Raw genomic sequence first — 14,468 nt, 5'->3', positions numbered from 1 at the left:
AACACAAGACTCCACCCCAAAAAAGGAAGTCCCCATGACCCGCACCGCCCAGCACAGCCAGGTAGTCCAAAAGCAATTCGGTGAACAGGCCGCGGCCTACCTGAGCAGCGCCGTACACGCTCAAGGCACTGAATTCGCGCTGCTACAGGCCGAGCTGGCCGGGCAGGGCGATGCACGGGTGCTCGATCTGGGTTGCGGCGCCGGTCACGTGAGTTTTCACGTGGCGTCGCTGGTGAAAGAAGTGGTCGCTTACGACCTGTCCCAACAGATGCTCGACGTGGTCGCCGCAGCCGCCATCGACCGTGGTTTGAGCAATGTCACCACGGTCAACGGTGCCGCTGAGCGCCTGCCGTTTGCCGACGGCGAGTTTGACTTCGTGTTCAGCCGTTATTCGGCGCACCATTGGAGCGACCTCGGCCTGGCCCTGCGCGAAGTGCGCCGGGTGCTGAAGCCGGGCGGCGTGGCGGCGTTCGTCGACGTGTTGTCACCGGGCAGTCCGTTGTTCGACACTTACCTGCAGAGCGTCGAAGTACTGCGCGACACCAGCCATGTGCGCGATTATTCCGCTGGCGAGTGGTTGCGTCAGGTCAGCGAAGCGGGGTTGCATACCCGCAGCACCACGCGTCAACGGTTGCGGCTGGAGTACAACAGCTGGGTCGAACGCATGCGCACGCCGCAAGTCATGCGCGCGGCCATCCGCGAGCTGCAGCAGTCGATGGGCAATGAAGTACGCGAATATTTTGAAATTGAGGCCGATGGTTCGTTCAGTACAGATGTGCTGGTGCTGATTGCAGAACGATAGGCTCCGGACGATAGAATTTTTCCGGGTGCACCCCTGGGCGCACCGACTGATGACATGAGGAAAGCATGAGCAAGCAGATTCTGATTCTCCCGGGCGACGGTATTGGTCCGGAAATCATGGCCGAAGCGGTCAAGGTGCTGGAACTGGCCAATGACAAGTACAGCCTGGGCTTCGAGCTGAGCCACGACGTGATCGGCGGCGCCGCCATCGACAAGCACGGCGTGCCGCTGGCCGACGAAACCCTGGACCGTGCGCGCGCAGCCGACGCTGTGCTGCTGGGCGCCGTGGGCGGCCCGAAATGGGACACCATCGAGCGTGACATCCGCCCTGAGCGCGGCCTGCTGAAAATTCGTGCGCAACTGGGCCTGTTCGGCAACCTGCGCCCGGCGATCCTCTACCCGCAACTGGCCGAGGCGTCGAGCCTGAAGCCGGAAATCGTTTCGGGCCTGGATATCCTGATCGTCCGTGAACTGACCGGCGGCATCTACTTCGGCGCGCCACGCGGCACCCGCACCCTGGAAAACGGTGAGCGCCAGGCCTACGACACGCTGCCGTACAGCGAAAGCGAAATCCGCCGCATCGCCCGCGTCGGTTTCGACATGGCCATGGTGCGCGGCAAGAAGCTGTGCTCGGTGGACAAGGCCAACGTATTGGCGTCCAGCCAGCTGTGGCGTGAAATCGTCGAGCAAGTGGCCAAGGATTACCCTGAAGTCGAACTGAGCCACATGTACGTCGACAACGCCGCCATGCAGCTGGTGCGTGCGCCGAAGCAATTCGACGTGATCGTCACCGACAACCTGTTTGGCGACATCCTGTCCGACCAGGCATCGATGCTCACCGGTTCCATCGGCATGCTGCCGTCAGCGTCGCTGGATACCCACAACAAGGGCATGTACGAGCCTTGCCACGGTTCGGCACCGGACATCGCCGGCAAGGGCATTGCCAACCCGTTGGCGACCATTTTGTCGGTGTCGATGATGTTGCGTTACAGCTTCAACCAGTCGGGCGCGGCGGACGCGATCGAGAAAGCCGTCAGTCTGGTTCTGGACCAGGGCCTGCGCACGGGCGACATCTGGTCGGCCGGTTGCACTAAAGTCGGTACGCAGGAAATGGGTGACGCAGTAGTCGCCGCGCTGCGGAATCTGTAATCTCTCGGGCCCGCTGCTTTCACTCTTGAAAGCAGCGGCCCACTTTTTAAAGAAGGTGTAGTTGCGATGAAACGTGTAGGTCTGATCGGTTGGCGCGGTATGGTCGGTTCCGTGCTCATGCAGCGGATGCTGGAAGAGCAGGATTTCGATCTTATTGAGCCGGTGTTTTTCACCACTTCCAATGTCGGTGGCCAAGGCCCGTCCGTGGGCAAGGACATTGCTCCGCTCAAGGACGCTTACAGCATTGATGAGCTGAAAACCCTCGACGTGATTCTGACCTGCCAGGGTGGCGACTACACCAGCGAAGTCTTCCCGAAATTGCGCGAAGCCGGTTGGCAGGGTTACTGGATCGACGCCGCTTCCAGCCTGCGCATGCAGGATGACGCGGTGATCGTGCTGGACCCGGTGAACCGCAAGGTCATCGACCAGCAGCTCGACGCGGGCACCAAGAACTACATCGGCGGCAACTGCACCGTCAGCCTGATGTTGATGGGCCTGGGCGGTCTGTTTGAAGCCGGTCTGGTCGAGTGGATGAGCGCCATGACTTATCAGGCGGCCTCCGGTGCCGGCGCGCAGAACATGCGTGAACTGATCAAGCAAATGGGCGCGACCCACGCCGCTGTCGCCGATCAACTGGCCGACCCGGCCAGCGCCATCCTCGACATCGACCGCCGTGTCGCCGAAGCCATGCGTAGCGACGCGTACCCGACCGAAAACTTCGGCGTACCGCTCGCCGGCAGCCTGATCCCGTGGATCGACAAGGAACTGCCGAACGGTCAGAGCCGCGAAGAGTGGAAGGCCCAGGCCGAGACCAACAAGATCCTCGGTCGCTTCAAGAGCCCGATCCCGGTCGATGGCATCTGCGTACGCATCGGCGCCATGCGCTGCCACAGCCAGGCGCTGACCATCAAGCTGAACAAAGACGTGCCGATCGCCGACATCGAAGGGCTGATCAGCCAGCACAACCCTTGGGTCAAACTGGTGCCGAACAACCGCGAAGCCAGCATCCAGGAACTGAGCCCGACGAAAGTCACCGGCACCCTGAACGTACCGGTTGGCCGTCTGCGCAAGCTGAACATGGGCACGCAGTACGTCGGCGCGTTCACCGTCGGCGACCAACTGCTGTGGGGCGCGGCCGAACCGCTGCGCCGCATGCTGCGGATCCTGCTTGAGCGTTGATCGACTGAAGTAAACAAAGAACCCGTGCCTTGAAAGAGGTGCGGGTTTTTTTATTCCCGGCAGGCTGATGTTGATCTGTTGCCTGTTCTGGCCTCTTCGCGGGCAAGCCCGCTCCCACAGGTTTCAGTGGTGTACACAAATCTTGTGTATGACACCAACCACTGTGGGAGCGGGCTTGCCCGCGAAGAGGCCAGAACAGCCACCGCAAATCCTTGACCGAATTGCCTGCATGCCCACCACCCGGTAAAGTGCCGCTCCCCCCGTTTCGCCAGAGGTAGAACCATGAGCCAGTCCTTTGATATTGCCGTGATCGGCGCCACCGGTACTGTCGGCGAAACGCTCGTGCAGATTCTCGAAGAACGCGACTTCCCGGTCGGCAACCTGCACCTGCTGGCCAGCAGCGAATCCGCCGGGCATTCGGTGCCGTTTCGCGGCAAGAACGTGCGGGTGCGCGAAGTCGACGAATTCGATTTCAGCAAAGTCCAGCTCGTATTCTTCGCCGCCGGCCCGGCGGTCACCCTGAGTTTCGCCTCGCGCGCCCGTGCAGCCGGTTGCTCGCTGATCGACCTGTCCGGCGCGTTGCCGGCGGATGAGGCGCCGCAAATCGTGCCGGAAGCCAACGCCCAAGTACTCGCCGGTTTGAAAAAACCGTTCCAGGTCAGCAGCCCAAGCCCGTCGGCCACTACGCTGGCCGTGGTGATGGCGCCGTTGCTCGGTTTGCTTGACCTGCAACGCATCAACCTGACCGCCAGCCTGGCCGTCTCCGCCCAGGGCCGCGAAGCCGTGACCGAGCTGGCCCGGCAAACCGCCGAGCTGCTCAACGTGCGTCCGCTGGAGCCCACTTTTTTCGATCGGCAAATGGCCTTTAACCTGTTGGCCCAGGTCGGCAAGCCCGATGAGCAAGGCCATACGTTGCTGGAAAAACGCCTGGTGCGTGAGCTGCGTCAGGTCATGGCGCTGCCTTTATTAAAGATTTCCGTCACTTGCATTCAAGCCCCGGTGTTTTTTGGCGATAGCTTTAGCGTGACCTTGCAGTCAGCGAGCGCTGTGGACCTGGCGAAAGTCAACGCGGCGCTGGAAGACGCGCCGGGTATCGAACTGGTGGAAGCCGGCGATTACCCGACAGCGGTGGGCGATGCGGTAGGGCAGGACGTGGTCTACGTCGGTCGGGTTCGCGCGGGAATCGACGACCCGTCGGAACTTAATTTGTGGCTGACGTCAGATAACGTACGCAAAGGCGCCGCGCTCAATGCTGTGCAGGTGGCTGAATTGTTGATAAAAGACCTGCTGTAAAAGATACTTGGCAACAATTTTTCGAATGAGTCCTGCCGAGCGCTATGCTTGGCCGGATCGCTGATGGCGAGCCACCCTGTGGGGCTTTCCGGGGCATTAATGAAACGATCGCGCGTGACGACCCTTCGTCGTCGCGCGCAATGCCTTACGGCAGCGGCTATCAACACCTTCTCGCTGGCCGAGGAATGTTCAAACAAAGGATGAGGCTATGGTTCAAGTTCGCAAACTGGTGTTAGCAATAGCGGCCGCCTCGGCGCTGTCCTCCGGTATGGCGCATGCCCTCGGGCTCGGGGAATTGACCCTGAAGTCGACGCTGAACCAACCTCTGGTGGCGGAAATCGAGCTGCTCGACGTCAAGGAACTCACCGCCGCGGAAGTGGTGCCGAGCCTCGCTTCGCCGGAAGATTTCGCCAAGGCCGGTGTCGATCGCCAGGCGTTTCTCAACGACCTGACGTTCACCCCCGTGCTCAACGCCAGCGGTAAAAGCATCCTGCGTGTAACGTCCAGCAAGCCCCTGTCCGAACCGATGGTGAAATTCCTGGTTCAGGTGATGTGGCCCAACGGTCGTCTGCTGCGCGATTACAGCGTGTTGCTCGACCCGTCGAAATTCTCCCCGCAGACCGCTGAAGCGGCTGCGCAGCCTGCGCCGACCCAAGCAGTCACTGCGCCGGTGACCGGTGCAACCCAGCCGACCCAATACACCACCACGGCGCGCGATACCCTCTGGGAGATCGCCGAGAAGGCGCGTAATGGCGGGTCGGTCCAGCAAACCATGTTGGCCATCCAGGCGCTGAACCCGGATGCCTTCATCGACGGCAACATCAACCGGTTGAAAATCGGCCAGGTGCTGCGCATGCCCGATCAGGCGCAAAGCACCAGTCTGCCGCAATCCAAGGCAATCGCTGAAGTCGCTGCACAGAACACCGCATGGCGCCAGGGGCGTCGTTATGTCGCGAAGCCCGGCACCGGGCAGCAGCAACTCGATGCCACCAAGCGTGGCCGCGCTGATGCTGCTCCGTCGCAAGCGGCGAAAGACAACCTGAGCCTGGTCTCTGCCGAAACTGGCAAAGGCCGTGGCAAAGGTCCGGCAGGCGATGCCAAGGCCTTGGGCAACAAACTGGCGGTGACCCAGGAAAGCCTCGACACCACCCGTCGTGACAACGCCGAACTGAAAAGCCGCATGGCCGATCTGCAAAGTCAGCTGGACAAGCTGCAACGCCTGATCGAACTGAAGAACAATCAACTGGCCAAGTTGCAGGCTGAAGGCGCTGCTGATGCGCCGGCTGCAGCGGCGACCGCTCCAGCGATGTCTGCCGAGTTGGCCGCTGATCCTGCGGCAGCGCCGATGGAAGTGGCTCCTGCTCCGGCTGCACCTGCTCCAGAGGCGGCGGCACCTGAAGCTGCTCCGGCGCCAGTGCCTGCTGAACCGGCAGTCGAGCCGACGCCAGTGGCCTCCGATGACCAGAAATTCAACGAGCTGCTGACCAATCCGGTCCTGCTGGGTCTGGTGGGCGGCGGTGCAGTGGTTCTATTGCTTTTGCTGCTGTTGCTGGCACGTCGCCGCAAAGCCCAGCAAGAAGCCGAGAAACACCTGCGCATGGCGCGTGCCCTGGAAGAAGAGAAGGAATTCTCTGTCGAACAGGAACTGCCGGAAAGCAGCTTCGAAGGTTTGGAAGTTCCGCCGCCGAGTGTGACGCTCGCTCCCGCGCCGATACCAACGCCACCACCTGCGCCAGCTCCAACCCCAGCGCCAGTCCCAGACGTAATGACCACGCCGATCGCCGCGCCACTGGTATCGCCAGCAGCCGAGCGCGATGACGACGTGCTGACCAAGGCCCAGTCGCACATTGCCGCCGGTCGTTTGAACCAGGCCGCTGCGTTGCTCGAAGACGGCATCAAGCAAGAGCCACAGCGCAGCGACCTGCGTCTGAAACTGATGGAAGTCTACGGTCAGCAGGGCGATCGCGATGCATTTGTTGCCCAGGAGCGTCAGTTGGTCGCCAACGGTGACAACTTCGCCCAGGTCGAGCAGCTTAAAAGCCGCTTCCCGGCAATGGCTATCGCGGCTGCCGGTGGTCTTGCTGCCGCCGCCATCGCTGCCGAGCTGGACGCGCAGTACGTCAAGGACCTGCTGCTGGACGAGCCGCAAGCACCGGCCGATGACCTGGACAGTGCCTTCGACCTGAGCCTGGATGACCTGGAAGCCGCGTCACCAGCAGTGGTCACGCCAGAGCCGGAAGCTGCGGCTGACCTTGACGAGTTTCCGCTGGACGATGACCTGAGCTTTGAATCGGTATTGAAGGAACAGACCGAAATCAAGGAAAACCTCGACGACCTGTCGGACTTCGATCTGGACATGGATCTGGGGGCAGACCCGTCGCCGGCGATGCTTGCGGAAGACGACTTCCTGCTGGATCTGGACGAGGGCGTGAAGGACCTGCCTGTTGAGCCTGTGAAAACTGAAGTTCCGCAGGATGATCTGGAGTTGCCAGCCGATTTCGACTTGTCGCTGGCCGATGAAATGGACAGCGCCGCAGACACTCCGGCCGAACCGGACGCTTTCGCCGCCGAGCTGGAAGACGTCAATGCCGAGCTGGATCGTCTGTCCCTGAGCATGGGTGAGCCGACCTTTACCGCAGAAGATGCTATGGCTTCCGCGGCGGACGAGCCGGACTTCGACTTCCTCTCCGGCACCGACGAAGTCGCCACCAAACTCGATCTGGCCCAGGCCTATATCGACATGGGCGACAACGACGGCGCTCGGGACATCCTCAATGAGGTGGTGGCCGAGGGGAATGCTGACCAGAAGAGCGAAGCCAAGGAAATGCTTTCGCATATGGCTTGAGAGATCGGTAGGCAGTAAACAGAACGGCAGCCCATTGAGGCTGCCGTTTTTTGTTTCCCGAATGTTCGATGGCGTCTGTCAGGGGCGCCTTCGCGAGCAAGCCCGCTCCCACAAGGATCGTGGTACCGCATTATTTGCGCCCGGCAATCACCCCCTGTGGGAGCGAGCCTGCTCGCGATGGCGGCGTCACATTCAGCACCGTATCGACTGTTGCACTGGCGTCCCGGTGCGGCGGCCTTATAATGCCCGCCTTTGCGCACATCAGCAGGCTGTTACTCCTTGGCAAATATAGATAACCCGGCCGCCGAAATGGCGGCCGACGGCTTTTTCCGGATCGCGCTGGGCGTTGAATACAAAGGCTCGCGTTATCGCGGCTGGCAACGCCAGGCCTCTGGCGTGCTCACCGTGCAGGAAACCCTCGAAAAGGCCCTGTCCAAAGTCGCCGACTCACCGGTATCGCTGCTCTGCGCCGGACGCACGGACGCCGGCGTGCATGCGTGCGGCCAAGTGGTGCATTTCGATACGCAGGTCGAGCGTTCGATGAAGGCCTGGGTCATGGGCGCCAATATCAACTTGCCCCACGACGTCAGCGTCAGCTGGGCCAAGGTCATGCCGGCGCATTTTCATGCGCGCTTCAAGGCCATCGCCCGGCGCTATCGTTACGTGATCTACAACGATCAGATCCGTCCGGCGCACTTGAACGAAGAAATCACCTGGAACCACCGTCCCCTCGACGTCGAGCGCATGGCCGAGGCCGCCCAGTATCTGGTCGGCACCCATGATTTCAGCGCTTTCCGCGCCGGTCAGTGCCAGGCCAAGTCGCCGATCAAGGAACTGCATCACCTGCGGGTCACGCGCCACGGCAAGATGATCGTGCTGGATATTCGCGCCAGTGCCTTCTTGCACCACATGGTGCGCAACATCGCCGGTGTATTGATGACCATCGGTGCCGGCGAGCGTCCGGTGGAGTGGATGAAGGAAGTGTTGGAGAGCCGGATCCGTCGTTCTGGCGGGGTGACCGCGCATCCTTACGGCCTGTACCTGGTGCAGGTCGAGTATCGCGACGAGTTCGAATTGCCCGAGCGTTACATTGGTCCACACTTCCTCACCGGCTTCTCTGAACTTGACGGCTGACGCCCTCGAACGCATTTGTTACCATCCGGGACTTTCTCGGATTTGCCCTGAGGTTTTATCGACATGTCAGCCGTTCGCTGCAAGATTTGTGGGATTACCCGCATAGAAGATGCGTTGGCGGCAGTCGAGGCCGGGGCGGATGCCATCGGTTTTGTGTTTTACGCCAAGAGCCCGCGGGCGGTGACGTTCCAGCAGGCGCGCGAGATTATCAAGGCGCTGCCGCCGTTCGTGACCACCGTGGGGTTGTTCGTCAACACCAGCCGCTGCGAATTGGGCGAACTGCTCGACGCCGTGCCGCTGGACCTGTTGCAGTTTCATGGCGACGAAACCGCGGCCGACTGTGAAGGCTGGCACCGCCCGTACATCAAGGCATTGCGGGTCAAGGCCGGCGACGACATCGCGGCGGCATGCAATGCGTTTCCAGGTGCCAGCGGTATTCTGCTCGATGCTTATGTTGAAGGCATTCCCGGCGGAACCGGTGAAGCGTTCGACTGGTCTCTGATACCGCAAGGCTTGAGCAAACCGATCATCCTCGCTGGTGGCCTGACCCCGGATAACGTGGCTGAGGCAATCGCCCGGGTCCGGCCTTACGCGGTGGACGTCAGCGGTGGGGTAGAGGCGAGCAAGGGCATCAAGGATCACGCAAAGATTCAGGCATTCATCAAGGCGGTACGCAGTAGCACGTAGTTGATGTGACGGCTGGCAGACTGCCGCCGTCCCAAAATGCACTGCGCTGCACAAAGCAGGCACGGCTGAGGATTGAGGGGTTGTACGCCGGTCACGTTCACTGACCCGGCAATCGATCGATCATCGCCACACACATGAATTTAGCTCAAGGGCATACGCGGGGCTGCGAACCAGAGCGTTCGGGCCGCCGGTACTGGAGAAAGAAAGCATGAGCAACTGGTTAGTAGACAAACTGATCCCTTCGATCATGCGTTCCGAGGTCAAGAAGAGCTCGGTGCCTGAAGGTCTGTGGCACAAATGCCCGTCTTGCGAGGCTGTGCTGTATCGTCCGGAGCTGGAAAAGACCCTGGACGTTTGCCCCAAGTGCAACCACCACATGCGTATCGGCGCCCGCGCGCGCATCGACATTTTCCTCGACGCTGAAGGCCGTGCCGAATTGGGCGCAGACCTGGAGCCGGTTGACCGTCTGAAATTCCGCGACGGCAAGAAGTACAAGGATCGCCTGACCGCTGCCCAGAAGCAGACCGGCGAAAAAGACGCACTGATCTCCATGAGCGGTACCTTGCTGGGCATGCCGGTGGTGGTTTCTGCCTTCGAATTCTCCTTCATGGGTGGTTCGATGGGCGCCATCGTTGGTGAGCGTTTTGTCCGCGCCGCCAACTACGCGCTGGAAAACCGTTGCCCGATGATCTGCTTCGCCGCCTCCGGTGGTGCGCGGATGCAGGAAGCCCTGATCTCCCTGATGCAAATGGCCAAGACCTCCGCGGTACTGGCGCGTCTGCGTGAAGAAGGCATTCCGTTCATCTCCGTGCTGACCGACCCGGTCTACGGTGGTGTTTCCGCCAGTCTGGCGATGCTGGGCGACGTGATTGTCGGTGAGCCTAAAGCCCTGATCGGCTTTGCCGGTCCGCGCGTGATCGAGCAAACCGTGCGTGAAAAACTGCCGGAAGGCTTCCAGCGCAGTGAGTTCCTGCTGGAGCACGGCGCGATCGACATGATCATTCACCGTCAGGAACTGCGTCCACGCCTGGGCAACCTGCTGGCACAAATGATGGGCCTGCCAACGCCGACATTCGTTGCCGCACCTATCGAACCGATCGTGGTTCCACCGGTACCTGCCAACATATGACCCAACGTACCCTTGGCGAGTGGCTCGCCTACCTTGAGCAGTTGCACCCTTCGGCCATCGACATGGGCCTTGAGCGCTCGCAACAGGTAGCGTCCCGCATGGGACTGGGCAAGCCGGCGCCTCGGGTGATCACGGTCACCGGCACCAACGGCAAGGGTTCGACCTGCGCATTCGTGGCTTCGTTGCTGCGGGCGCAGGGCCTGAACGTTGGTGTCTACAACTCTCCGCACCTGCTGCGTTACAACGAGCGGGTGCAGGTCAACGGCGTCGAAGCGACTGACGCCGCGCTATGCGAAGCCTTTACTGCGGTCGAGGCGGGCCGTGGCGACACGTCCCTGACGTACTTCGAAATGGGCACCCTGGCGGCGTTCTGGCTGTTTCAACAGGCAGGGCTTGATGCCGTGGTGCTGGAAGTAGGCCTGGGCGGGCGTCTGGACACGGTCAACGTGGTCGATGCCGACATGGCGCTGGTCACCAGCATCGGTGTCGACCACGCCGATTATCTGGGCGATACCCGTGAATCCGTGGCTTTCGAGAAAGCCGGGATCTTCCGCCAGGGCGCGCCCGCGCTCTGTGGCGACCTGAATCCTCCGCAACCCCTGCTGGATAAAGCGCGCGAGCTGGCTTGCCCGTTCTTCCTGCGTGGGCGCGATTTTGACCTCGGTGTCACCGATCACAACTGGCAATGGCGCGGTGTAGACGCTCAAGGGCGTGTGGTCGAGTTGCGCGATCTGCCGCTGCTCGATCTGCCGATGGAAAACGCTGCGCTGGCCTTGCAGGCTTACCTGTTGCTCGGGTTGCCGTGGGTGGGTGCGCAAATTATTGAGGCCCTGACAGCGACGCGGGTGGTCGGTCGTCTCGATCGCCGTCAGTTCGACTGGCAGGGCAAGCGCCTGAACCTGTTGCTGGATGTGGGTCATAACCCGCACGCGGCCGAGTATCTGGCGCGCCGTCTGGCCAGCCGTCCACCGGTCGGCAAGCGCCTGGCGGTGTTCGGATTGTTGGCGGACAAGGATCTGGATGGTGTTGTCAGTGAATTGAATGCTAGTGTCCAGCAATGGGCTGTCGCGCCGCTGGATTCACCGCGTGCGCGCCCGGTTGCCGATTTGCAGGCGGCGTTGCAGAACCTTGGCGCTGCGGTAACGTCCTATGACAGTGTGGCCGCCGCTCTGGAAGGGCAGTGTGCACTGGCGACGAGCGACGACGAGATTCTGTTGTTCGGATCATTTTATTGTGTTGCCGAGGCCCTTGAATGGCTGGCCCGGCGCTCCACGGAGGAAGCGGCAAATGGCATTGCTGGATAAGGCATACAAACAGCGCATGGTTGGCGCTCTGGTTCTGGTGGCGCTGGCGGTGATTTTTCTGCCGATGCTGTTTTCCCGTCAGGATGAACAGCGTCAAGTGACGGTTGAAGCCCCGGCTGCGCCGCAAGCACCGTCGGTGCCGCAAGTGCAGGTCGAGCCGGTGGTCGTGCCTGAGCCGCAAGCGCTGCCTCAAGAACCTGTGCCGAGTGATGATGAAATTGCTCAGCAAGAAGCCGCGCCGTCGGCGCCGATTGCACCCGCAGCACCGAGTGCACCAGTGACACCAGCACCAGTCGCCAAGCCGGCCGCGCCAGCCCCGGTGCCTGCATTGGCAGCCAAGCCTGCAACAGCGCCGTCTCAACCAATTTCTGCCGCGCCGGGCAAGCCTGATACGACTCAAAGCCGCGTCGATGCCAATGGCCTGTCGGTCAGCTGGTCGGTGCAACTGGCCAGCCTGTCGAGCCGTGCCAGTGCCGAAAGCCTGCAAAAAGACCTGCGCAGTCAGGGCTATAACGCCTACATCCGTACGGCCGACGGCAAGAATCGGGTGTTTATCGGGCCGCTGATCGAGCGCGCCGAAGCCGACCGTCTGCGTGACTTGTTAGGCCGTCAGAAGAACCTCAAGGGCTTTGTGGTGCGTTTCCAGCCTGAGCGTAACTAAAAACTATCGCCCCGATTTGAAATGCACTGACAATCGCAGCTTACCGATAGCCATGGGCTCTGCTAAAATGCGCCGCCTTATCCGTCTGTAGGCTGCACTGTGCCATTTACCTGGGTTGACTGGGCGATCGTTGCAATCGTCGCCATCTCCGCATTGATCAGTCTGAGCCGCGGCTTCGTCAAAGAAGCATTATCGCTGGTGACCTGGATCATTGCAGGGGTCGTCGCCTGGATGTTCGGTGGTGCATTGTCCGAGTACCTCGCCGGATACATCGAAACGCCATCGGCTCGTGTGATCACGGGCTGTGCCATCATGTTTGTCGCCACGTTAATCGTAGGCGCAATGATCAATTATCTTATCGGCGAGTTGGTTCGTGTCACCGGGTTGTCCGGGACCGATCGATTCCTCGGCATGGCCTTCGGCGCTGCGCGTGGCGTGTTGCTGGTGGTCGTGGCAGTCGGGCTGTTGAGCCTGGGGCCGGTACAGCAGGACGGGTGGTGGCAACAGTCACAGCTCGTGCCAAAATTTCTATTGGTCGCAGACTGGTCCAAAAACCTGATCCTCGGGTGGAGCAGTCAGTGGCTTGCCAGCGGTATCAGCGTACCCGCTGAGATACCGTTCAAGGAGCACCTCTTGCCGATGGCCAAAACGCCTCAGTGAGTTGTGTTCAGTTCAGATCCATTAAGTAGGGGTTGCGTCGCATGTGTGGCATCGTCGGTATCGTCGGTAAGTCGAACGTCAATCAGGCGCTGTATGACGCGCTAACCGTCCTCCAGCACCGCGGCCAGGACGCTGCCGGTATCGTGACCAGCCATGATGGCCGGTTATTCCTGCGCAAGGACAATGGCCTGGTGCGTGACGTGTTCCATCAGCGTCACATGCAGCGCCTGGTCGGCCACATGGGCATTGGCCATGTGCGTTACCCGACCGCGGGCAGCTCGACTTCGGCCGAAGCCCAACCGTTTTACGTCAACTCGCCTTACGGCATTACCTTGGCGCACAACGGTAACCTGACCAACGTTGAGCAGCTGGCCAAGGAGATTTACGAATCTGACCTGCGCCACGTCAACACCAATTCCGATTCGGAAGTGCTGCTTAACGTGTTCGCGCACGAACTGGCCCAGCGCGGCAAGTTGCAGCCAACCGAAGAAGACGTGTTTGCGGCCGTTACTGACGTGCACAACCGTTGCGTCGGTGGCTACGCGGTTGTTGCAATGGTGACCGGCTACGGCATCGTCGGTTTCCGCGACCCGCACGGCATCCGTCCGATCGTCTTCGGTCAGCGTCACACCGACGAAGGCGTCGAGTACATGATCGCCTCCGAAAGCGTGTCCCTGGACGTGCTCGGTTTCACCCTGATTCGCGACCTGGCACCGGGCGAAGCGGTCTACATCACTGAAGACGGCAAGCTGCACACCCGTCAGTGCGCGACCAACCCGTCCCTGACGCCGTGCATCTTCGAACACGTCTACCTGGCGCGTCCGGACTCGATCATCGACGGCGTGTCGGTCTATAAGGCTCGCCTGCGCATGGGTGAGAAACTCGCCGAGAAGATTCTGCGCGAGCGTCCGGAACACGACATCGACGTGGTCATCCCGATCCCGGACACCAGCCGCACTGCGGCCCTGGAGCTGGCGAACCACTTGGGCGTCAAGTTCCGCGAAGGTTTCGTGAAGAACCGCTACATTGGCCGGACCTTCATCATGCCGGGCCAGGCCGCACGGAAAAAATCCGTACGCCAGAAGCTCAACGCCATCGAACTGGAATTCCGCGGCAAGAACGTGATGCTGGTGGACGACTCGATCGTTCGCGGCACCACGTGCAAGCAGATCATCCAGATGGCCCGTGAAGCCGGCGCGAAAAACGTCTACTTCTGCTCCGCAGCCCCGGCCGTTCGCTACCCGAACGTCTACGGCATCGACATGCCAAGCGCTCACGAGCTGATCGCCCACAACCGTTCGACCCAGGACGTGGCTGACCTGATCGGCGCCGACTGGCTGATCTATCAGGATTTGCCTGACTTGATCGAAGCAGTCGGTGGCGGCAAGATCAAGATCGACAAGTTCGATTGCGCGGTGTTCGACGGCCAGTACGTCACCGGCGACGTCGATGAGGCTTACCTGAACAAGATCGAGCAGGCACGCAACGATGCCTCCAAGGTCAAGACGCAGGCAGTCAGTGCGATCATCGATCTGTATAACAACTGAGTAACTACCGGCCCTGAGGGGCCGGTTTTGTATCTACTGATTAGCTCTCCAAATCGAGAGCAGGGCAAGGAGTGACAGC

12 protein-coding genes are annotated in these 14,468 nt (G+C 61.0%); all 12 read left to right on the top strand.

Annotation, left to right across the window (positions count from 1 at the left end):
* The first annotated feature begins 34 nt into the window (after positions 1–34).
* The 12 genes from ACA060_RS19065 (at position 35) to purF (ending at position 14,389) form a co-directional block, all read left to right on the top strand.
* Positions 35–802, top strand: coding sequence for a class I SAM-dependent methyltransferase (locus ACA060_RS19065; protein ID WP_109633211.1), 768 nt, complete (start codon positions 35–37; stop codon positions 800–802).
* Between the two features lie 65 nt (positions 803–867).
* On the top strand, positions 868–1,950 hold the full coding sequence (gene leuB, locus ACA060_RS19060) for a 3-isopropylmalate dehydrogenase (RefSeq protein WP_497312496.1): 1,083 nt from the start codon (positions 868–870) through the stop codon (positions 1,948–1,950).
* Between the two features lie 66 nt (positions 1,951–2,016).
* Positions 2,017–3,129, top strand: coding sequence for an aspartate-semialdehyde dehydrogenase (gene asd, locus ACA060_RS19055; protein ID WP_109633208.1), 1,113 nt, complete (start codon positions 2,017–2,019; stop codon positions 3,127–3,129).
* Between the two features lie 282 nt (positions 3,130–3,411).
* Positions 3,412–4,422 carry an aspartate-semialdehyde dehydrogenase gene (locus ACA060_RS19050; protein ID WP_497312493.1) on the top strand — a complete coding sequence of 337 codons (1,011 nt, stop codon included), beginning with the start codon at positions 3,412–3,414 and terminating at the stop codon, positions 4,420–4,422.
* Positions 4,423–4,630: 208 nt separating this feature from the next.
* Positions 4,631–7,267 (top strand): FimV/HubP family polar landmark protein, encoded by a 2,637-nt coding sequence (locus ACA060_RS19045; RefSeq protein ID WP_497312491.1) that lies wholly within the window; start codon positions 4,631–4,633, stop codon positions 7,265–7,267.
* A 309-nt stretch (positions 7,268–7,576) separates the two neighbouring features.
* Entirely contained in the window at positions 7,577–8,401 is an 825-nt protein-coding gene (gene truA / locus ACA060_RS19040) for a tRNA pseudouridine(38-40) synthase TruA (RefSeq protein WP_403106832.1), read from the top strand.
* Positions 8,402–8,464: 63 nt separating this feature from the next.
* Positions 8,465–9,088: a phosphoribosylanthranilate isomerase gene (locus ACA060_RS19035; protein ID WP_497312489.1), complete on the top strand. Its 624-nt coding sequence runs from the start codon at positions 8,465–8,467 to the stop codon at positions 9,086–9,088.
* Positions 9,089–9,296: 208 nt separating this feature from the next.
* Complete coding sequence (accD, locus tag ACA060_RS19030) at positions 9,297–10,217, top strand: acetyl-CoA carboxylase, carboxyltransferase subunit beta (protein WP_109633201.1); 921 nt, start codon at positions 9,297–9,299, stop codon at positions 10,215–10,217.
* Positions 10,214–11,521 carry a bifunctional tetrahydrofolate synthase/dihydrofolate synthase gene (gene folC / locus ACA060_RS19025; RefSeq protein ID WP_497312487.1) on the top strand — a complete coding sequence of 436 codons (1,308 nt, stop codon included), beginning with the start codon at positions 10,214–10,216 and terminating at the stop codon, positions 11,519–11,521. Before accD ends, folC begins: the two co-directional genes overlap by 4 nt.
* Positions 11,505–12,182, top strand: a complete 678-nt coding sequence (locus ACA060_RS19020; protein ID WP_497312485.1) for an SPOR domain-containing protein — start codon at positions 11,505–11,507, stop codon at positions 12,180–12,182. Before folC ends, ACA060_RS19020 begins: the two co-directional genes overlap by 17 nt.
* 99 nt (positions 12,183–12,281) lie before the next feature.
* Positions 12,282–12,842, top strand: a complete 561-nt coding sequence (locus ACA060_RS19015) for a CvpA family protein (RefSeq protein ID WP_109633196.1) — start codon at positions 12,282–12,284, stop codon at positions 12,840–12,842.
* Positions 12,843–12,883: 41 nt separating this feature from the next.
* Entirely contained in the window at positions 12,884–14,389 is a 1,506-nt protein-coding gene (gene purF, locus ACA060_RS19010) for an amidophosphoribosyltransferase (RefSeq protein WP_046026886.1), read from the top strand.
* Positions 14,390–14,468 lie beyond the last annotated feature (79 nt).

The sequence above is a fragment of the Pseudomonas sp. LBUM1671 genome (assembly GCF_059695685.1).
This window is presented reverse-complemented; position numbering and strand designations above follow the sequence as displayed.